This window comes from Achromobacter sp. SD115, assembly GCF_017355315.1.
Classification (GTDB): domain Bacteria; phylum Pseudomonadota; class Gammaproteobacteria; order Burkholderiales; family Burkholderiaceae_B; genus Achromobacter; species Achromobacter xylosoxidans_B.
Window position 1 is genome coordinate 1 of sequence record NZ_JADIJM010000037.1, and the last position, 19,290, is coordinate 19,290.

General features: G+C 68.1%; 22 protein-coding genes. 9 read left to right on the forward strand and 13 right to left on the reverse strand.

Annotated elements, in window-relative coordinates:
* The first annotated feature begins 43 nt into the window (after nucleotides 1-43).
* Entirely contained in the window at nucleotides 44-1,003 is a 960-nt protein-coding gene (locus IPU70_RS31140) for a tripartite tricarboxylate transporter substrate binding protein BugE (RefSeq protein ID WP_207473357.1), read from the forward strand.
* Nucleotides 1,004-1,018: 15 nt separating this feature from the next.
* Here IPU70_RS31140 and IPU70_RS31145 read toward each other — a convergent pair whose 3' ends face one another.
* Genes IPU70_RS31145 through IPU70_RS31165 form a run of 5 tightly spaced genes read right to left on the reverse strand, consistent with a single transcriptional unit; the run spans nucleotide 1,019 to nucleotide 5,424 of the window.
* On the reverse strand, nucleotides 1,019-2,389 hold the full coding sequence (locus IPU70_RS31145; protein ID WP_207473359.1) for a sulfite reductase subunit alpha: 1,371 nt from the start codon (nucleotides 2,387-2,389) through the stop codon (nucleotides 1,019-1,021).
* A gap of 4 nt (nucleotides 2,390-2,393) precedes the next feature.
* A complete protein-coding gene (locus IPU70_RS31150; protein WP_207473361.1) occupies nucleotides 2,394-3,419 on the reverse strand; it encodes an FAD:protein FMN transferase in 1,026 nt (341 codons plus the stop codon).
* Between the two features lie 14 nt (nucleotides 3,420-3,433).
* Nucleotides 3,434-4,234 (reverse strand): DUF4198 domain-containing protein, encoded by an 801-nt coding sequence (locus tag IPU70_RS31155; protein WP_207473366.1) that lies wholly within the window; start codon nucleotides 4,232-4,234, stop codon nucleotides 3,434-3,436.
* Nucleotides 4,235-4,254: 20 nt separating this feature from the next.
* The gene (locus IPU70_RS31160) at nucleotides 4,255-4,770 is read right to left on the reverse strand and encodes a DUF2271 domain-containing protein (RefSeq protein ID WP_013394820.1); all 516 of its coding nucleotides are present in this window, start codon (nucleotides 4,768-4,770) and stop codon (nucleotides 4,255-4,257) included.
* Between the two features lie 27 nt (nucleotides 4,771-4,797).
* Nucleotides 4,798-5,424 carry a PepSY-associated TM helix domain-containing protein gene (locus tag IPU70_RS31165; protein WP_207473367.1) on the reverse strand — a complete coding sequence of 209 codons (627 nt, stop codon included), beginning with the start codon at nucleotides 5,422-5,424 and terminating at the stop codon, nucleotides 4,798-4,800.
* Nucleotides 5,425-5,612: 188 nt separating this feature from the next.
* Between IPU70_RS31165 and IPU70_RS31170 the strand changes: the two genes are divergently transcribed.
* A complete protein-coding gene (locus tag IPU70_RS31170; protein ID WP_207473368.1) occupies nucleotides 5,613-6,167 on the forward strand; it encodes an HdeD family acid-resistance protein in 555 nt (184 codons plus the stop codon).
* Between the two features lie 6 nt (nucleotides 6,168-6,173).
* Entirely contained in the window at nucleotides 6,174-6,566 is a 393-nt protein-coding gene (locus tag IPU70_RS31175; protein WP_207473369.1) for a fluoride efflux transporter CrcB, read from the forward strand.
* A gap of 24 nt (nucleotides 6,567-6,590) precedes the next feature.
* Here the strand turns inward: IPU70_RS31175 and hpnE are convergent, their stop codons facing one another.
* From hpnE to hpnC, 3 genes are read right to left on the reverse strand one after another with little or no spacing between them, the layout of a single operon-like run.
* A complete protein-coding gene (gene hpnE, locus IPU70_RS31180) occupies nucleotides 6,591-7,913 on the reverse strand; it encodes a hydroxysqualene dehydroxylase HpnE (protein ID WP_207473371.1) in 1,323 nt (440 codons plus the stop codon).
* Nucleotides 7,910-8,773: a presqualene diphosphate synthase HpnD gene (gene hpnD, locus IPU70_RS31185; RefSeq protein ID WP_207473378.1), complete on the reverse strand. Its 864-nt coding sequence runs from the start codon at nucleotides 8,771-8,773 to the stop codon at nucleotides 7,910-7,912. Before hpnD ends, hpnE begins: the two co-directional genes overlap by 4 nt.
* A gap of 1 nt (nucleotide 8,774) precedes the next feature.
* On the reverse strand, nucleotides 8,775-9,605 hold the full coding sequence (gene hpnC / locus IPU70_RS31190; protein ID WP_207473384.1) for a squalene synthase HpnC: 831 nt from the start codon (nucleotides 9,603-9,605) through the stop codon (nucleotides 8,775-8,777).
* 130 nt (nucleotides 9,606-9,735) lie between these two features.
* On the opposite strand from hpnC, the gene alr reads away from it, so the two are divergent.
* Nucleotides 9,736-10,863, forward strand: coding sequence for an alanine racemase (gene alr, locus IPU70_RS31195; RefSeq protein ID WP_013394813.1), 1,128 nt, complete (start codon nucleotides 9,736-9,738; stop codon nucleotides 10,861-10,863).
* 155 nt (nucleotides 10,864-11,018) lie between these two features.
* Entirely contained in the window at nucleotides 11,019-11,738 is a 720-nt protein-coding gene (locus IPU70_RS31200) for an SDR family oxidoreductase (RefSeq protein WP_013394812.1), read from the forward strand.
* A gap of 5 nt (nucleotides 11,739-11,743) precedes the next feature.
* On the opposite strand, the gene IPU70_RS31205 is transcribed toward IPU70_RS31200, so the two are convergent.
* On the reverse strand, nucleotides 11,744-12,601 hold the full coding sequence (locus tag IPU70_RS31205; RefSeq protein WP_207473386.1) for a LysR substrate-binding domain-containing protein: 858 nt from the start codon (nucleotides 12,599-12,601) through the stop codon (nucleotides 11,744-11,746).
* A gap of 81 nt (nucleotides 12,602-12,682) precedes the next feature.
* Here IPU70_RS31205 and IPU70_RS31210 point away from each other — a divergent pair, with 81 nt between their 5' ends.
* Nucleotides 12,683-13,063, forward strand: coding sequence for a tautomerase family protein (locus IPU70_RS31210; protein WP_207473389.1), 381 nt, complete (start codon nucleotides 12,683-12,685; stop codon nucleotides 13,061-13,063).
* 22 nt (nucleotides 13,064-13,085) lie between these two features.
* Here the strand turns inward: IPU70_RS31210 and IPU70_RS31215 are convergent, their stop codons facing one another.
* Entirely contained in the window at nucleotides 13,086-14,039 is a 954-nt protein-coding gene (locus IPU70_RS31215; protein ID WP_207473397.1) for a LysR substrate-binding domain-containing protein, read from the reverse strand.
* A 108-nt stretch (nucleotides 14,040-14,147) separates the two neighbouring features.
* Here IPU70_RS31215 and IPU70_RS31220 point away from each other — a divergent pair, with 108 nt between their 5' ends.
* The 3 genes from IPU70_RS31220 to IPU70_RS31230 all read left to right on the forward strand — a co-directional run bounded on the left by IPU70_RS31220 (nucleotide 14,148) and on the right by IPU70_RS31230 (nucleotide 16,850).
* Nucleotides 14,148-15,041: an MBL fold metallo-hydrolase gene (locus IPU70_RS31220; RefSeq protein WP_013394808.1), complete on the forward strand. Its 894-nt coding sequence runs from the start codon at nucleotides 14,148-14,150 to the stop codon at nucleotides 15,039-15,041.
* Nucleotides 15,042-15,112: 71 nt separating this feature from the next.
* Nucleotides 15,113-16,090 (forward strand): tripartite tricarboxylate transporter substrate binding protein, encoded by a 978-nt coding sequence (locus IPU70_RS31225; protein WP_207473399.1) that lies wholly within the window; start codon nucleotides 15,113-15,115, stop codon nucleotides 16,088-16,090.
* Between the two features lie 10 nt (nucleotides 16,091-16,100).
* Nucleotides 16,101-16,850 (forward strand): alpha/beta fold hydrolase, encoded by a 750-nt coding sequence (locus IPU70_RS31230; protein WP_207473401.1) that lies wholly within the window; start codon nucleotides 16,101-16,103, stop codon nucleotides 16,848-16,850.
* A 34-nt stretch (nucleotides 16,851-16,884) separates the two neighbouring features.
* Here IPU70_RS31230 and hpaI read toward each other — a convergent pair whose 3' ends face one another.
* From hpaI to IPU70_RS31245, 3 genes are read right to left on the reverse strand one after another with little or no spacing between them, the layout of a single operon-like run.
* Nucleotides 16,885-17,685, reverse strand: coding sequence for a 4-hydroxy-2-oxoheptanedioate aldolase (gene hpaI, locus IPU70_RS31235; protein WP_013394805.1), 801 nt, complete (start codon nucleotides 17,683-17,685; stop codon nucleotides 16,885-16,887).
* A gap of 14 nt (nucleotides 17,686-17,699) precedes the next feature.
* Nucleotides 17,700-18,503, reverse strand: a complete 804-nt coding sequence (gene hpaH / locus IPU70_RS31240; RefSeq protein ID WP_059379909.1) for a 2-oxo-hept-4-ene-1,7-dioate hydratase — start codon at nucleotides 18,501-18,503, stop codon at nucleotides 17,700-17,702.
* A 33-nt stretch (nucleotides 18,504-18,536) separates the two neighbouring features.
* The gene (locus tag IPU70_RS31245) at nucleotides 18,537-19,286 is read right to left on the reverse strand and encodes a fumarylacetoacetate hydrolase family protein (protein ID WP_207473410.1); all 750 of its coding nucleotides are present in this window, start codon (nucleotides 19,284-19,286) and stop codon (nucleotides 18,537-18,539) included.
* Between the last annotated feature and the right edge of the window lie 4 nt (nucleotides 19,287-19,290).

Below are 19,290 nucleotides of genomic sequence, written 5' to 3' on the forward strand. Positions count from 1 at the left end.
CAGCCACATAAGAATTCCAACCATCCCTACAGGAGACATACCCATGATGCGCAAGACTTGCGTCGCCCTGGCGCTGGCCGCCGTGCTGCCCGCCGCCCACGCGGCATTTCCCGACCATCCCATTACGCTGATCGTGCCGTTTCCCGCCGGCGGACCGACCGACATCGTGGGCCGTCTCGCCGCCGCGAAAGCCGGCGAGATCCTGGGCCAGCAGATCGTGGTGGAGAACCGCACGGGCGCGTCCGGCACCATAGGCATGACCGCCACCGCGCGCGCCAAGCCGGACGGCTACACCGTCGGCCTGGCCACCGTCAGCACGCACGGCACCGCGCCGCACCTGTTCCCCAAGCTGGCCTACGACCCGGTCAAGGACTTCACGCCAGTCAGCAACCTGGTCACCAGCCCCAACATCCTCAGCGTCAATCCGCAGTTTCCGGCCAAGACGCTGGGCGAGTTCGTCGAGCACGTGCGCGCCAATCCCAACAAGGACGGTTATGCCAACGCCGGCGCGGGCGGCGTGAACGACCTGGGCATGATCTGGTTCCTGCAGATCATCGGCGGCAAGATGAACAGCATCTCCTACCGCGGATCGGCGCCCGCGCTGACCGACACGGTGGGCGGCGTGGTGCCGGTGATCTTCGATAATTTCCCCTCGTCGCTGCCCTACTTGAAGAGCAATCACCTGCGCGCCCTGGCCATCACCGGCGCCCAGCGCAATCCGCGCCTGCCGGACGTGCCGACGTTCGCGGAGCAGGGCTACAAGGACTACGACGTGACCGCCTGGTACGGCGTGGTGGGCCCGGCCGGCATGCCTGACGACGTGCGCGACAAGCTGGCCGACGCCTTCGCGCGCGCCGTGCGCGATCCGGCCACCGCGGCCAAGATGGAAGAGACGGGCGCTTTTCCGTTGGGCAATACTCCGGCCGAATTCGGCCAGCAGATCCGCGCCGAGCGTGACCGCTGGAAGACTGTGATCGACAAGGCCGACATCAAGCTGCAGTAAGCGCAGCGGCCGCGTTCAGTACACGTCGCGGCGGTAACGGCCGTCGCGCTGCATGGCCTGCAGGCGCGCGGCGCCCAGGATGTCCTGCAAGGCGGCGTCCACGCCGCCGGCCATGCCTTGCAGGCTGCCGCAGACGTAGATGGCGGCGCCCAGGTCGGCCCAGGCGCGCACGGCCTCGGCCTCGTCGCGCAGATGGTGCTGCACGTAGCGGCGCTCAGCCTGATCGCGCGAGAACACCGCGTCCACGCGCTCCAGCGTGCCGTCCTTGCGCCAGGCGTCGATCTCATCCCGGCAGAACCAGTCGTGCGCGGCATTGCGTTCGCCGAAGACCAGCCAGTTGCGCCGCTGGCCCGCCGCGCGGCGCGCCTTGACCAGGGCGCGCAGGCCGGCCAGACCGGTACCGTTGCCCACCAGAAGCAGCGGACGGTCATCGGCTGGCGCGTGGAAATTGCGGTTGACGCGCACGCGCAAGTCGATCGCGTCGCCGGGCTGGGCGATGTGGGTCAGCCAGCCGCTGCCCAGGCCTAGCGCGCCATCCGAACCGCGCATCTGGCGCACCAGCAACTGGATCGAACCCTCTTCGGGCAGCGAGGCGATCGAGTACTCGCGATGCGCCAGCAAGGGGCCGCCGGCTTCACGCCGCGGGCCGATCTCGGCGATGTCGCCCGCCTGCCAGCTGGGCGCGCCATCGGCGGGCGGCGTCAGCGTCAACAGGTAGCAAGGGCCGCCCTGGCTTTGCGGATTGAGCGGCTCGCGCGCGGCCAGGCGCCAGGATTCATAAACCGGCGCCTGCCAGTCGGGCAGGTCGCTGCGTCCGGCCAGCAGGCCCAGGTGGTGCTGCCAATGGCGCAGGGCGGCAGGGTCGCCATTGTCGACTTCGACCAGATCGAACAGCGGCGTCGCGCCTTGCGCGTGCAGCCAGTCGTCCAGGCGGTGGCCGAAGCCGCAGAATTGGGCGTATTCGCTGTCTCCCAGCGCCAGCACTGCGTAATGCGCGCCGGCCAGCGCCGGGGCCGCCTGCTGCATCTGTTCGGCGAAGGCCGCGGCGGCATCGGGCGGATCGCCTTCGCCATAGGTGCTGACCACGAACAGCATGCGGCGGTACTCCGCCAGGCGTTTGGCGTCCAGTTGTTCCATGGCGGCCACGCGCACTGCCAGGCCGCCCGCGCGCAGAGAGTCGGCGGTCTGCGCCGCCAGCGATTCGGCATAGCCTGTCTGCGTGGCGTAGGCGATCAGCAAGGTGTCTTCGGGGACCGGCGCTTGCAGGGCTTGCAGCGCCAGCGCCTGCTGTGCCTCGTGACGCAGGGCGCGGCGCCGGGCCCAGACGCACAGCAGCAGCCAGGCTCCCACCACGCATGCCGCCGCGATCAATCGTGTTGCTGGCATGGCGTCAGGCTATGGCGGCCAGCGCCTGGAATGCGGGCGTGGCGACGACGCGCCAGGCGTCGCGCTCGCGCAGGATGAACAAGGCCGCCAGATCGTGGCGGCGCGCGTAGGCCAGGCCCTCGTCTTCGCCCAGCACGGTCAGGGCGGTGGCGAGCGCGTCGGCTTGCATGCAGCCGGGATGCAGCACGGTGACCGAGGCCAGTTGGTTGCGCACCGGCAAGCCGCTGCGCGGATCGATGGTGTGGGCGTAGCGTTCGTCGCCGCTGCCGGCGTGGCGCCGGTAGTCGCCCGAGGTGGCGATGCTGCGGTCGCACAGCGGCAACGCCAGCACGTGGTCGTCGCTGGCGTCCGGCACTTCGATGGCCACGCGCCAGGACTGGCCGTCGGGCCGCCTGCCGCGCGCACGCAACTCGCCGCCCACTTCGACCAGGTAGTGGGCAATGCCCTGGGCATCGAGCGCCATCGCGGCGCGGTCCACGCCGTAGCCCTTGGCGATGGAGGACAGATCCAGATAGGCGCCGCCCGGCTGCAGCGCCGCCTGGCGCGTCGCGTCCAGCTGCACGCGGCGCCAGCCGCAGCGGGCGCGCGCGGCGTCGATGGCGGCGGGCGAGGGCGGTTCAAACGCGCGCTGATGCGGCCCGAAACCCCAGGCGTTCACCAGCGGTCCGACCGTGGGGTCATACGCGCCGCCGCTATCCTCGGCCAGCGCCAAGGCATGGCTCAATACGTGGAAGAACTCCGCCGGCAGATCCTGCCAGCCGGCTGCGGCCTGGTTGTAGCGCGTGATGTCGGAATCGGTTTCCCAGGTGCTCATCTGGGCAACCACCTCGTCCAGCGCGGCCTGGATGGCCTGGCGCGCCGCGGCCTCCGTGCGTCCGGTCGGCAGCGCCATGCGCGCCGACCAGGTGGTACCCATGGTGGCGCCGGCCAGCGCCGCGGGCGCCGCCGGCATTGCCGGCATGGCGCCGTAGGCGACGCGCACGGCCGCGGCCGGCGCGCCGCGCTGGGCGTAGGAAGGAGAACCGGCCATGCGCCCGCAGCGATTTAGGGCTGCAGCACTTCGACGGTGCCGGCGTAGGAGAGGCGGCGCTTCTTGGCTTGCGGCACGCTGACCTTGGCGTCTTCCATGCCGGCCTCGATCCAGTACAGGCCGGGCTGCGGCCACTTCACCGAGAACTTGCCGTCCTTGTCCGTCTTCAGCGGGATCTCGCCGACCTTGTCGCGATAGCGGCTGCCGCCAGGCACCACGTTGACTTCCAGGTCCGCGGCGGGCTTGCCGTCCAGCAGCATCTGGAAGGTGGCGGGTTCGTCGGTGAACAGGTCGTTCGGGTGGGTCACGGGGGCCAGTTCCAGGCCGCGGCCCACGGGCTTCAGGGCCGAGGGCTTGCCGGCGGTCACGAAGGTTTCGACGCGGCCCAGGCTTTGCGACACTTCCAGCTCATCGGCCTTGGCCGGCACGGCCTGCGCCAGACCTTCGGGCTTGCCGAAGTAGCGCTTGTTCTTGCCGTCTTCCTTCCAGCGCGCGAACACGCCGTCGTTGACCACGGCCACGCGGTAGGTGCCGGCCTGCTTCAGTTGCAGGTCGAAGGTGCTGCGCAGCTTGCCCTTGTTGACGTTCTCGGCTTCGGCGGCGCTGCCGTCCGGCGCCGTCACGGCCAGGCCGTCCAGGCGCAGCGGCGCGTGGTTGAAGTAGAACTTGTCGTTGCCGACGGCGGCGTCGACGGTGACCCAGCTGTCGACGCCGGACAGCACGGTCGAGGACGGCACCATCCAGACGTCATGCGCCTGGGAGGCGAAGGGCAGGCACAGCGCCAGGGCGGCGGCCAGTTTGGCGGCGGATTTCATCGTTGTGCTCCTAGGAGATCTCAGGGTTTCAGGTCGAGCGCGATGGCGCCCAGTTCGTGTTCGCCGCGAGCCGTCAACTGCTCGGCCTTTTGCGGCGGCCATTGGAAGGGGATGCGCAGCAGCTCGCGGCCGCCGACTTCGCGCGCGGCTTCGACCACCACGGCGTATTGGCCGGGCTTGAGGCCCGACAGCGGCTTGCTGGCCGCGTCAAAGCTCAGCGCGTGCTTGCCCACGGGCTTGGTGGCGCCGCTGACGCCGTCCACCGGGAATTTCTGGTTGCGGCCGCTGCGGCGCCACCACTGGCGCATGTCCTTGAGCCATTCCGTGCCTTCGTCGTTCTTCTTGGCCACGTCGTACCAGACGGCCAGGTCGGTGGCCACGCTCTGGTCGGGGTTCTCGATCCAGATCGCCACGTAGGGACGGTGGTACTCCGCCACATCCAGGCGCGGGATCTCGATGGACAGGCCGATGTCGGCCGCTTGGGCCGTTCGGGCGATCAGGCCGGCCAGCAGGGCCGACAACAACAGCTTGCGCATGGAAATCTCCAGGGCGGATCGTTGGAATCAATGTATGAAAAGCAGGGCCAGCACCACCGGGATCACCACGCCCAGGCCGACCATGGGCCAGGTCGCGCTGCGGTTGCCGGCGTGCATCTTGAGCAGCACCAGTCCGGTCAGCGAAAAGACCAGACAGGCGACGGCGAAGATGTCCAGGAACCAGCTCCAGGCCAGGCCGGTGTTGCGGCCTTTGTGCAGATCGTTCAGGTACGAGATCCAGCCGCGGTCGGTGCGTTCGTATTCGACGTCGCCGCTGGCCAGGTCGATGGACAGCCAGGCGTCGCCGCCGGCGCGCGGCAGCGACAGGTAGACCTCATCGGCGGACCATTCGGCCGGTTTGCCGGCTGCAGACGTGTCCAGCGTTTGGTCCAGCCACTGCGCCACGGGCGCGGGCAAGGGCGCCTTTTTCTGCTTGGGCGCGGGGCTCAGCTGCTGCAGGACGGCGGCGGGCATGTGCGCTTCGCGGCTGGTCACCACTGCCTTGGCCTCGATGTGCGAGGCGTTGTTCAGGGTCAGGCCCGTCACCGCGAACAGCAGCATGCCCAACAGGCACAACGCCGAGCTGATCCAATGCCATTGGTGCAGCGTTTTGAGCCAATAGGCCCGGCGGCGGGGAGTGGGTTGACTGTCCATGGGGTATAGGGTGAAAACCCGCGGATTCTAACATTTAATGAGAATGACTCTTATAAATGCCGCCCCTATCCGCCCAAGGAAATTTCAATCGATTTCGGGGCGACGGCGCCGGCAGGCCGGGCGCGCCGTGGCGCCTGCCGCCTGGCGGAGATAACATAGGCCACCCGTTACAAATACCGGAGGTCGTCATGCTTGAACAGCAAGTCGTGGATCAGATCGGTCGTCATTGGGGTTGGGTGGCGTTGCGCGGCGTCGTTGCCATCCTGTTCGGGCTCATGGCCTTGCTCATGCCCGCCATCACCTTGTCCGCCTTGGTGCTGGTGTGGGGCGCTTTCGCGCTGGTGGACGGCGTGCTGGCCCTGGTCGCGGGGGTGCGCATCCGCGACAACGGCAAGCCGTTGTGGGCGCTCATCATCGTGGGCCTGCTGGGCATCGCGGCCGGCATCGTCACCTTCCTCTATCCGGGCCTGACCGCGCTGGTTCTGCTCTACATCATCGCGATCTGGGCGCTGGTGTCCGGCGTGTTCCAGGTCGCGGCTGCCATCCGCTTCCGCAAGGACATCCGCAACGAATGGCTGCTGGGCCTGTCGGGCCTGGTGTCCATCCTGTTCGGCGGCATGCTGATCATGCAGCCCGGCGCCGGCGCGCTGGCGCTGGTCTGGGTGATTGGCGCCTACGCCGTGTTTTTCGGCATACTGCTGCTGGTTTTTTCCTTCCGCCTCAAACAGCACAAGGCGTCCTGAAGCCCGATGTCCGCGTATCAAACCCTGATTCCCCTGAATTTCCTGGCCGTGGGCGTGGGCGCCATGTTCGGCGCCTGGGTCCGCTGGCTGGTAAGCCTGTGGCTGAACGTGGAGTCCTGGCCCTGGGGCACCTTCGCGGTGAACCTGGCCGGCGGCTATCTGGTGGGCCTGGCGCTGGCGCTGGTGGCCGGGCATCCAGAGTGGCCGGCCTGGGTGCGGCTGGGCGCGATCACGGGTTTCATGGGAGGGCTGACGACCTTCTCGACCTTTTCGGCCGAGACGGTGGCGATGCTGGAGCGCGGCGCCTACGCCAGCGCGCTGGGCTATGCGGGATTCAGCCTGGCAGGTTCGCTGCTGCTGACGGCGGCGGGGCTGGCTACCGCCAACCTGTTGCGCTAGGGCTGGCAGGCGCCGCGGCGGCGCTCAGGCCACGGCGGGATTCAGCACGCGGGCGGCCTGCAGGCCGCTGCGCACCGCGCCTTCCAGCACCCCCGGATAGCCGGTGTCGGTCCAGTCGCCGGCCAGCGCCAGCGTGGGCCAGGGCGTGGAGTTCAGCGGGCGGGTCAGACCCGGCACCGCTGCGAAGGTCGCGCGTTTTTCGATGAACAGTTCGGCGGCAGTCACTTCCGGCATGGCCGGCAGGCGCGCGGGGTGGCGCGCCGCTTGTTCGGCCACCTGGTCGATCAGCGCCTCGATGACCTGCTGACGGTTGCGTTCGGCGATGCCGGTGGCCGCGCTGGTCACCACGGCCAGTTCGCCGGCCTTGGTGTCGCCGGCCAGCTGCGCGCGGTCGAACAGCCATTGGCCGTAGTGGTCGCGGGCGGTTTCCTCGCGCAGCATCATCATGGGTTCGGGCAGGCGCCAGGGATCCTGCAGCCGCAGGTTCAACGTGGCGATGGGCATGTAGTCGAATGCCTTGAGCGCGTCCAGCAGGCCGTTGGCGCCGGCCTCGCGCAGCGGGGCGTCTAGCAGCCGCGCGGCGAAGGCGGGCGGCACCGCCAGCACGGCCGCATCGAACCGTTCCTGGTTGATGTCGACGCCTTCGCCGGAGGGGCGGAGCTGGCGCACGGTGCTGCCGTAGCGCATGGTTACCTGGCGCGCGGCGGCGTCGGGCCAGAGCGCGGACAGGTCGGTGCAGGGCAGCAGCATGTCGCTGTTTTCGCGGCTGCCGGTCAGGCTGTCGCGCAGCACGCGCGCGAACAGCGCGGCGCTGGCGGTGGCGGCGGGCGTGTTCAGCGCGGCCAGGCACAGCGGTTCCCAGATCTGGCGGATCAGGGCGTCCGATTGCGCGTGGTAGTGCAGCAGGTGCAGCACGGTCCAGTCGCGCGGCGGCGTCCAGGACATGGCTTTCAAGCCGCGCATCAGGCGCAGGGTCGCGAGACGGTCCTTCCAGGACAGGCCGCGCGCGCGCAGGATCGCCGCCGCCATGTGCAGCGGCGCGGGCAGGCGCGGCGCGGCCAGGCGGAAGCGGCCGTCCAGGCTGGCCAGCTGCAAGGGCCGGCGCATCAACAAGGCGTCCGGGTTGCGGCCGACGCGGCGCATCAGCGCCAGCGTGTGCTTGTAGGCGCCCGACAGCAGGTGCTGGCCATTGTCCAGCGGCGCCTCGAAATCGGTGTGGAACACGCGCCGGGCGCGGCCGCCCGGCGTATGGCCGGCTTCAAAGACGGTGACCTTGGCGCCCGCCTCGCGCAGCGCGACGCTGGCTGCCAGGCCGGCCCAGCCGGCGCCGATGACCGCGGCCTTCACCGGGCCAACCGGCGGACCAGTCCGCGTCCGCCGCCCACCCAGGTCTTCCAGGCGAGCCACAGCTTGCGCAGGGGAGTGAGCGAGATGCGCTGATGCAGCACCTGCCAGTTGTCGCGTTCGATCTCGTCGAGCAGTGCGTGATAGATGGCCGCCATCATCAGGCCCGGGCGCTGTGCGCGGCGGTCGACCTCGGGCAGGTTGCTCATGGCCTCGCGGTACAGTTCGCGGGCGCGTTCGGCCTGGAACTTCATCAGCGCGCTGAAGCGTTCGGAGTATTCGCCGTTCAGGATGTCCGAGGCCTTGACCTCGAACTGCTGCATGTCGTTGACGGGCAGGTAGATGCGGCCGCGGCGGGCATCGTCGCCCACGTCGCGGATGATGTTGGTCATCTGGAACGCCAGGCCTAGCTTTTCCGCGTAGACCAGGGTCTTGGGGTCGGAATAGCCGAAGACGCCGGCGGACAGTTCGCCCACCACGCCGGCGGCGTGCCAGCAGTATTTGCGCAGGCCCGGCCAGTCCAGGTAGCGGGTCTGGTCCAGGTCCATTTCCATGCCGTCGACCACGGCCAGCAGGCGTTCGCGCGTGATTGAACAGCTTTGCAGGTGCGGTTGCAGGGCGCGGGTCACCGGATGGTCCGGATTGCCGTTGTACATCTGGTCGACCTGCGTGCGCCACCAGGCCAGCTTGACGCGGGCCAGCGACGGGTCGGTGCATTCGTCGACCACGTCGTCCACTTCGCGGCAAAACGCGTACAGCGCCGTGATGGCGCGCCGCCGCTCGGGCGGCAGGAAGAGGAAAGAGTAGTAGAAGCTGGAACCGCTTTTGGCGGCTTTCTCCTGGCAGTATTCGTCAGGGGTCATATCAGGTAATTGCGCGCCACATCATGATGGCCCAATCTTTGGCGCCCAATTCGGGGCGATTCATGAATACATCGTAGCCGCCCGCCTCGATACGCTCCAGCACGCGCAGCCCGCCTTGCACCACCAGGCGCAGCTCCAGGCCCATGCGGCCCGGCAGGCGGCGCGCCAGCGGAGCGCCGAAGTGTAGCAGTGCGCGGGCGCGTTCGACTTCGAAGGCCATCAGGTCGCGCCAGGCGGGCGTCAGCCGGCAGGCGGCCAGGTCCTCGTCCGTCACACCGTGGCGGCGCAGGTCCTCTTGCGGCAGGTAGACACGGTGCTTGTGCCAGTCCACCCGCACGTCCTGCCAGAAGTTCACCAGTTGCAGGCCGGTGCAGATGGCGTCGGCCTCGCTCACGTTCTGGGGATTGGTGGCTTCGAACAGGTGCAGCATCAGCCTGCCCACAGGATTGGCGGAGCGGGTGCAGTAGTCGGCCAGCGTGGCGTAGTCTTCGTAGCGCTTGACGCTGATGTCCTGTTCGAAGGCGGACAGCAGGTCGTAGAAGGGCGTGATCGGCAGCTGGTGGCGCGCGATGGTGGCCGCGAGCGGGACGAAGATGCTGGCCAGTTCGGGCGAGCCGGGTTCGGGCCTGGCGCCCGGTTCGGCGCCGATGCGGTGCAGCTCGGCGCGGAACGCGGCTAGCTGCTTCAGCCGTTCTTCGTCGGTGGCGCTGCCTTCGTCGGCGATATCGTCCGCCGCGCGGGCGTAACGGTAGATATCGGTCACGGCGCCGCGCAGCCTGCGCGGCAACAGCAGCGAGGCGACGGGGAAGTTCTCGTAGTGATCGATGGACATATTTGGACTGGCGGATCTGGCCGCGCGGGCCTGGACCGATCCATTTTAGAGTAGTCGCATCCCGGTGACACGGCGCCATGCCGCGTGGGGTGCGGATCAGTTAGACTTAAGCGCCACAGGATCCCACACCATGCCGCGTCCAATCTCCGCCACCGTCTCCGTCTCCGCGCTAGCGCACAACCTCGCGGCCGTTCGCCGCCACCTGGACCAGACCGCGGAGGCCGCGTCGGGCCTGCCGCCCTCGATCTGGGCGGTGATCAAGGCCAATGCCTACGGGCATGGCATCGAGCAGGCCGTCGCCGGCTTCTCGAAGGCGCAAGGCCTGGCCATGCTGGACCTGGACGAAGCCGTGCGCTGCCGCGAAGCGGGCTGGGGCGGTCCCATCCTGCTGCTGGAAGGTTTTTTCGAACCCTCCGACCTGGACCTTGTCGACCGCTACCACCTGAGCACCACGGTGCACAACCGGGAGCAACTGGACATGCTGGCGCGCGCGCGCTTCTCGCGCCGCGTCGACATCATGCTCAAGCTGAACAGCGGCATGAACCGCCTGGGCTTCAGCCCTGCCGCCTACGCCGCGGCGCATGAACGCGCCATGCTGCTGCAACAGCAGGGTGTATTGGGTTCGGTGGGCAAGATGACCCACTTCGCCTGCGCCGACGGCCCCCAAGGCGTGAACGAACAGCTGGCGCTGTTCAATTCGGTGACGCATAAGATGCCGGGCGCCATCAGCGTCTGCAATTCGGCCGCCACGCTGCGCTTCGCCGAAATCGCAGTCGCCTCCGAAACGCAGGCGCACTGGGTGCGTCCGGGCATCTGCCTGTACGGCGCGTCGCCCTTCGCGGACGCCGAAGCTTCTTCCTTCGGCCTGAAACCAGCCATGTCGCTGCGCTCGGAAATCATTGCCGTGCAGGATCTGAAGGCGGGCGATTCGGTCGGCTATGGCGCCATCTTCCGCGCCGACCGCTCCATGCGCATCGGCATCGTGGCCTGCGGCTATGCCGACGGCTATCCGCGCCACGCGACCACTGGCACGCCGGTGGTGGTGGCCGGCATCCGCACCCAATTGGTGGGCCGCGTTTCCATGGACATGCTGATCGTCGATCTGGGGCCCGTCCCCGCCGCCGGCGTCGGTTCGCCCGTGTCGCTCTGGGGTGAGGAAGGTCCCTCCGTGGACGAAGTGGCCCAGGCCGCCGGCACCATCGGCTACGAGCTGCTGTGCGCCCTGGCGCCGCGCGTTCCGGTCACCCGGGACGTCTGAGCCGGGCCCGGTTCCACCCGGTCAGGCGGCCCGTCCGGCAGGCAAGAATTGCTACGCAATTTACAAGACAGGTGGCGCCGGATGGTGTCTACTTGGAAAACCGGGCGCCCAAGCGCCCGTTTTTCACCAAGAAAACAGAAGCGAGGTTTCTATCCATGAAGGACAAATGCGTGCTCGTCACGGGCGCCACCAAAGGCATAGGCTGGGCGCTTACTCAGCGGCTGTCCGACATGGGTTGTCATGTGGTTGGCATCGCGCGCAACACCACCGACGTGGATTTCCCGGGCTACCTCTACGCCTGTGACCTGGCGGACGCCGGCCGCACCGAGGAAGTGCTGCGCGAGATCCGCGAGAAATTCCCGGTCGACGCCGTGGTCAACAACGTGGGCATCGTGTCGCCCCAGCCGCTGGGCGAGATCGACCTGGCCACGCTGTACAACGTGCTGGATCTGAACGTGCGCGTGGCGGTGCAGGTCACCCAGGCATTCATCGAATCCATGAAGGTGCGCCGCGCCGGACGCATCGTCAACGTGGTCAGCCGCGCCATCCACGGCGGGATGGAACGCACCGCCTATTCGGCCGCCAAGAGCGCGCTGGTGGGCTGCACCCGCACCTGGGCGCTCGAACTGGCCGAATACGGCGTCACCGCCAACGCGGTCGCGCCCGGCCCGATCGAAACCGAGATGTTCCGCGCCACGCGCCCGGCCGGCAGCGATGCCGAAAAGCGCGCGCTGGCCTCCGTGCCCATGAAGCGCCTGGGCACGCCCGCGGAAGTGGCGGCTGCGATCGCCTTCCTGTTGTCGGACGACGCCGGCTTCATCACTGGCCAAGTGCTGGGCGTGGACGGCGGCGGCAGCCTGGGCGGCCGTTCCTGAGACTTTCAGCCCTTCACGGCGCTGCGGAATGCGGCGCCCAGGGCCGTTAGCGCATCGCGCGCGCGGCCATCCCTGACCCTGGTGTGCAGCAAGACCGGCAATTGCGGCAGGGCGGGCAGTCCGAGCCTCGGGCCCGCGTCGATCGCGCCGAAGGGCAGCATGCGCGGAGACAGCGCCGCCACGCCAAGTCCCGCCATCACCGCGGCCGCAACCGCCATCACGCCGCCGCCCACAAAGACCTCCGTCCACGGTATGCCCGATTCGTCGAGCAGTTGTTCGGCGATGGCACGCACGCCGCAAGGTTGCGCCATGGTGGCCAGGGGCAGCGGTTCTCCTGCCCGCTGCTGCCAACCGGGCGCCGCGTACCAGCCGAATTTTTCCTTGGTCAGAACCTGTCCGTCGTCGCGTCCCGCATGCAGGCGCACGATCACCGTATCGAGTTCACGCCGGTCGAAACTCTGGAGCAGGTCGCCGGAGGAGGCAATCCGGATTTCGATCAGCAGCCGGGGATCCGCCGCGTTCATGCGTGCGATCAGCGCCGGCAGTTCAGGGCCCGCCACGTGTTCGCTGATGCCGATGGCAAGGCGTTGCCTGCCCTCGGCAGCCGCGGACAGCGCGCGGTCGTGCGCCGCCAGCAGTTCGCGCGCCTGTCCAAGAAAGGCGGCGCCTCGCGCCGAAAGCTCCACGTACCGCGGCGTGCGTTCGATCAGGCGGAAGCCCAGCCGGTCTTCGAGCCGCTTGAGTTTCAGGCTGATGGCCGCCTGTGTCGTTTGCAGGACTTCGGCGGCGCGCGTGAAGCTGCCCAGCTCGGCAATGCGGACAAAGGCCCTTACGGCGGCGACATCCAGCGAGCGCTCAGTCATTTCAGATTCTTATCGTTGAAATATAGAGAAATAGCTTATCAGAATGGCTAATATGAAGCGGTCCAACAGGGAGAATCCACCATGCCGCTAGTCCATGTCTCATTGCGCGCGGGAAAGCCGCAAGCCTACCGCCAGGCCATTTTCGACAACATCTATCTGGCCATGCGCGAAACCTTCAATGTTCCTGAAGACGACCAATTCATGACCATGACCGAGCATGACGCGTCGAACTTCCGCTACAGCCCGACCTACATGGATGTGGCGCGCAGCGACGACCTCGTGTACATCCAGATCACGGCGAACAACACGCGCAGCCTGGAACAGAAGAAGGCGCTGTTCCAGCGGATTGCGCAACGCTTGGGCGAAGATCCCGGCCTGCGGCCCGAGGACGTGTTCGTGAACCTGGTGGAAGTGGCGAAAGAGAACTGGTCTTTCGGCCACGGGCTCGCGCAATACGCTTGAGAGCAGAGGGGCGCTTGCGGCGCTACGCGCCCAACGCGCCGGCTTCGACTCGCAGCGCATCGAGAAAGCGCTGCAAGGCGGGCGCCGCTTCCACCTGCGCCCGCTGCACCACGCCCACCGGCGGCAGGTTCCAGTCGGGACGGAACCTCAGGATGGCCAGCACACCCAGCGCGGCATAGTGCTGCGCCACGGCGCGCGGCATGGCGGAGAGCAGGTCGCTGCTGCGCAAGAGCACCTCGTTGGCCAGCAGCGATACCGACTCGGCCATGGGCGCGTGCAGCGTCAGCCCCTGTTCGGCGAAGTAGGAGTCGATGCGCTGGCGCAGCGGCGCCTGCGGCGGCGGCAGGATCCAGTCCTGCCGCGCCAGCGCGGCCGCGGTGATGCGGGTGGACTTGGCCAGCGGATGGCCGACGCGCGCCACCACGCAGATCGGTTCGTCGTACAGCACTTCGGTGCGGAACACGGGCTGCGTGGCGTCCAGCATCAAGCGTCCCAGCACGCAATCGAGTTCGCCGCGCGCCAGGCCGGCCAGCAGCGCATCGTGCGCGCCTTCCTGCAACATGACGGTGACGCCGGCGTGGTCGGCGCGCAGGCGTTGCAGGGCGCGCGGCACCAGCACGGGCAGCGCCACCTGCTGCACGCCGACGCGGATGCGGCCGCTGGCGCCGGCGGCCAGCGCGGCGATCTCGTTGCGGGCGCCGGACAGGTCGGACCAGAGCACGTCGGCCTTGCGCGCCAGCGCGTGGCCAAAGCCCGTGGGCACGATGCCGCGGCGCGTGCGCTGAAACAGCGGCACGCCGAACATGTCTTCCAGTTCCAGCAATTGCTTGCTCGCAGCGGGCTGCGTCATGCCGAGCTCGGCCGCGGCCTTGTGCACGCTACCCAGCGCGTACAACGCGCGCAGCAGGTCCAGGTGGCGCATGCGCAGGCGGCCGCCGATGTGGTGCAGTTCTGGAATGCGGGGAGTGACTGGCATTTTGCAATTCCTGTTGGTTATCACAGCATTCTAATAATTGATTAGATTGTATGCACCCCATCCCTATACTGGATCGCAGTTCAACTGTCCTGCGTAAAAGGGGAAAACATGAAAATCACGATGCTGGGAACCGGAGCCGCGCTGCCCGATCCCGACCGCGGCCAATCCGCCATCCTGCTGACCCTGGATGACGATACCCATTATTTGTTCGACTGCGGCGAGGGCGCCACGCGCCAGATGGTGCGCGCCAACGTCGATCCCGCCAAGGTCGGCTTCGTGTTCCTGACGCACCTGCACCATGACCATATCTGCGACTATCCCTACTTCGTCATCTCCAGTTGGATGCTGAACAAGACCGGCGCGCCGCTGGTGCTGGGGCCGAAGGGCACGCGCCATTTCGTCGACCATCTGTTCGAGAACGGCGCCTACCATACCGACTACCAGGCGCGCAGCGCCTATCCCGTGCGTCAGGCCAACCTGGAAGCCATGCGGCCGGAAGTGCGCGAAGTCAGTCCCGGGCCGGTGTTCGACGATGGCCGCGTGCGCATTTCGGTCGACTGGGTCGAGCACATCCCGCGCGACGTGTGCGAGTGCTTCGGCGTGCGGGTGGAAGCCGAGGGCAAGGTCATCGCCTTCAGCGGCGACACCGCGCCCTGTGAAGCCATGGTGCGGCTGGCGCAGGACGCCGACCTGCTGATCCATGAATGCACTTTCCCCGAATCGTTCATCGCGCACCGCGCCAAGACCGGCGTGGGCACCTATGCGCACACCAGTCCCACGGACCTCGGCATCATCGCCAGCCGCGCCGGCGTGAAGAGCCTGGTGGCGACGCACTTCGGCCACTTCGATTCGACCAGCCCGGTGATCAAGCGCGCTGCAGCCAAGCATCTGCCGGTGGAATTGATGGGGCCGCACCTGATGGACGAGATCGTGGCCGACATCCGCAAGAACTATTCGGGTCCGCTGCGGCTGGCCCATGACCTGATGCGCATCGATCTGTAGCGCTCGCGAGGAAACCGGCTGGCCGCGAGGCCGGCGCGCGCGGGCGCCGCCCGCCGGCCAGGGAGAACACCATGACGTACCGGACTTGCGCCGTATCCGTTTTGCTTGCCTTGGGCGCGGCGGCCTTGCCGCCGGCCGCCCGGGCGCAGTATCCCGATCATCCCATTCGCATCGTCCTGCCCTACGCGCCGGGCGCGGCGGGCGACGTCGCCATGCGGCAGATCCAGCCTTTGCTGGAAAAGCGCCTGGGCCAGCCCCTGATCGTTGACTACAAGACCGGCGCCGGCGGCAATATCGGCGCGCTGGAAGTGGCGCGCGCCAAACCCGACGGCTACACGCTGGTGCTGGGCGCGACCAACAATTTCGTCATCAACCAGTTCCTGTACCGCAAGTTGGGCTTTGATCCCTTGGCGGATCTGGAGCCGGTAGGCAAGCTGGCCGACGTGCCGGCTTTCGTCTATGTCAGCGCGCAGGTGCCGGCGCAGGACTACGCCCAGTTCGCGCAGTATGCGCGCGCCCAGGCCGGCAAACTGAACTATGGCTCGCCGGGCATGGGCACCACGCCGCATCTGTCTGGCTACCGCCTGTCCCATGCGATGGGCGCGGGCATGACGCACATTGCCTACCGCGGCTCTTCGCCGGGGGTGCAGGCCTTGCTGGCGAACGAGATCCAGATGTACATCGGCGGCTACAGCATCGCGGCCGCCTATATGCCGCAGGGCAAGGTGAGGGCCCTGGCGGTGGCGGCGCCTGAGCGCTTTGCCGGCTTGCCCGACGTGCCCACCGCGGCCCAGGCCGGCATGCCGGACGTGGTGCAGGGCAACTGGTGGGGCTTCGCCGCGCCCAAGGGCACGCCGCCCGAGCGCGTGGCGCGCTTTGCGGACGTCCTGCACGAGGTGCTGGCCTTGCCGGAGGTGCGCCAGGCCTTCCTGGCCGGCGGCTTCGTGCCCGGGCAGGACACGCCGGCATCCTTCGCCGCGGCCTGGCGCAGCGAAGCGCCGCAGTGGCAGGCGGTGGTGCGCGAATCCGGGGTGGTGCTGGACAACTGAGGCGCGCGTCATGGAATACACCCGCCGCGGCTCGGGCCGCCCGCTGTTTCTGCTGCACGGCTTTTGTTCATCGTCCGCGATCTGGGACGGCCTGGCTGAAGCGCTGGCCGACCGGCATGACGTGATCGCCATCGACTGGCCGGGCTTTGGACGTGGCGCGAACGCGGCGCCCTTGCAGGGTCTGCCGGCCTACGCGGACGCGCTCATTGCCTTGGCCGGCGAACTGGGCATAGCCAGCTTCGACGTGCTGGGACATTCATTCAGCGGCTTCGTCGCACAGCGATTGCTATGTTCGGTCCCGGGGCGCGTGGGCCGGGCGGTGCTGTATGGCGCGGGCCTGCGGCTCGATCGCGGCGCGCGTTTCGAACCCATGGACCAGACCTTGGTGCGCCTGCGCGCGGACGGTCCACGGGCCACGGCCCGGCGCGTGCTGAAGACCTGGTTCGCGGCGGGGGAGCAGGCGCCCGCTTATGCGGCCTGCCTGGAAGATGGGGTGTCGATGAGCGCGGCGGGTGCGGCCTCGATGATCGCCGCCGTCGACGGCGTGGACTACACGCAGGCGCTGGCCGCGGTGCGCGCGCCGGTGCTGGTCATATCGGGCGAACACGAACGTAGCCATCCGCTGGCTTCGGCGCTGGCCCTGCGCGCGGCGCTGACCCATGGCAGCCTGTGCGTGCTGCCGGATTGCGGGCATGCCGCGCACCTGGAGCGGCCGTTGCTGTTCAACGCCGCCGTGCGCGGCTTCCTGGCGGGGCAGTGATGCGGGCCGGGGCCTGCGGCCCCCGGCGTCCGGATCAGTAGGGACCTTGGTCCGCCGCGGGCGCGGCGGTGTTCTTGAACTGGCCCGCCAGCTGTTCAGCCGCGCGCGCGAGCAGGGTGGCGTCCACGCCCACCGCGACGAAAGTGGCGCCCAGCGAAAGATAGTGCTTGGCGCGGTCCACGCCGCTGTGCAGGATGCCGGCCGCCTTGCCGCTGCGCACGATGCGCACGATGGTGTCGTCGATAGTCTTGACCACCTCCGGATGCTCGGGCTGGCCCAGGTAGCCCATGCTGGCCGCCAGGTCCGCGGGTCCGATGAAGGCGCCGTCCACGCCGTCCACCGCCAGGATGTCTTCCAGCGCGTCCAGGCTGCGCAGGGTTTCGATCTGCACCAGCACGCACATCTCGTCGTTGGCGCGGCGCAGGTAGTCGGGAATGCGGTTCCAGCGCGACGAACGGGCCAGCGCGCTGCCCACGCCGCGCACGCCCTGCGGCGGATAGCGCACCGCGGCCACGGCGGCGGCGGCCTCTTCGGCGGATTGCACCATCGGCACCAGCAGCGTCTGCGCACCCGTGTCCAGGATCTGCTTGATCTGGACCGCGTCGTTCCAGGCCGGGCGCACCACAGGCGCGACCGGGTAGGCGGCCATGGATTGCAGCTGCTGCAGCGTGGTCTGCAAGGTGTTGGGGGCGTGCTCGCCATCGATCAGCAGCCAGTCGAAACCGGCGCCGGCGATGATCTCGGTGGAGTAGGCGTTGGCCAGGCCCGCCCACAGGCCGATCTGGGGCTTGCCGCTGCGCAGGGTCTGCTTGAAGGTATTGGTCAGTATGTCCATGGATGGTGCGGCGGTCAGATGAAGTGGCAGTTGACGGAACCCAGCACGCCGTAGTCGACGTTGAAGGTATCGCCAGGGCGGGCCAGCACCGGACGGGTGAAGGAACCCGACAGGATGATCTCTCCGGCTTCCAGCGCCACGTCATGGGCGGCCAGCTTGTTCGCCAGCCATACTACGCCATTGGCGGGATGGTTCAAGACGCCCGCGGCCACGCCGGTTTCCTCGATGACGGCGTTGCGCGACAGGATGGCGCCGATCCAGCGCAGGTCCAGTTCGCCGATTTTCACCGGCCGTCCGCCCATCACCACGCCGGCGTTGGCGGCGTTGTCGGCGATGGTGTCGAATACTTTGCGCGGGCGCTTGCTGTCGGGGTCGATGCTGTGCGAGCGCGCGTCGATGATTTCCAGCGCCGGGATCACGTAGTCGACCGCGTCGTAGACCTGGAACAGCGTGACGTTGGGGCCTTGCAGGCGCTTGCCCAGCACGAAGGCCAGTTCGACCTCCAGCCGCGGCAGGATGAAGCGGCCGGCGGGGATGTCCGCGCCGTCATTGAAGAACATGTCGTCCAGCAGCATGCCGAAGTCGGGTTCGTCGATCTGCGAGGCCTGCTGCATGGCGCGCGAGGTCAGCCCGATCTTGTGGCCGCGCTTGATCCGGCCCTCGGCCAGCTTGATGTCCATCCAGGCGCGCTGGATGGCGTAGGCGTCGGCGATCGTGATGTCGGGGTACTCGAGCGAAATCTGGCGGATCTGCTGGCGGGTGCGTTCGGCTTCGTGCAGGCGCGCGGCGATGGCGCGCACGGTATCTTTGTCTAGCATCGGGGTTCCGGGTGTAGTGGAGTTGTAGTGGAATCAGTTGGGATGGGGGACGAGCGTGTTGACCAGCCGCCCCACGCCTTCGATTTCGGTCACGACTTCGTCGCCGGGCTGCACGTTGACGATGCCGTCGGGCGTGCCGGTCAGGATCAGGTCGCCGGGCGAGAGCGTCATGAAGCTGCTGAAGTACTCGATCAGCGCGGGAACGTCGAACACCATGTCGCGGGTGTTGCCGCGCTGCGTCTCGACGCCGTTGACGGTGGTGCGCAGGTTCAGGTTCATGGGGTCGGGCACATCGTCGCGGTCCACCAGCCAGGGGCCGAGCGGCGTGCAGGTGTCGCGGCTTTTGACGCGCAGGTTGGGGCGGTACCAATTTTCGAGGTAGTCGCGCAGCGCGTAGTCGTTGGCCACGGTGTAGCCGGCCACGCAGTCATAAGCCCGGGCGCGGCTGACCTTGCTGGCGGTCTTGCCTATCACCACCGCTAGTTCGCACTCGTAGTGCATGAAGGCGACGTCTGCGGGGCGCAAGGTCCGGGCGCGGTGGCCGACGAAGGTGTTGGCGGCCTTGAGGAACCCCAGCGGTTCATCGGGCGCCTTGAAGGCCAGTTCCTTGGCGTGGTCGGCATAGTTGATGGCCAGCGTGAAAGTGGTGCGCGGTTCGAAGGGCGGCAGCCAGTCCACTGCGTCTTCGGCGTACACGCGTCCGTCGGCCAGGCGGACCTGGCCGGGGCCGGCTTCGGTGGCGGCGTGGAGCACGCCGTCCAGGGAGATGCGGGCATGTTTCATGACG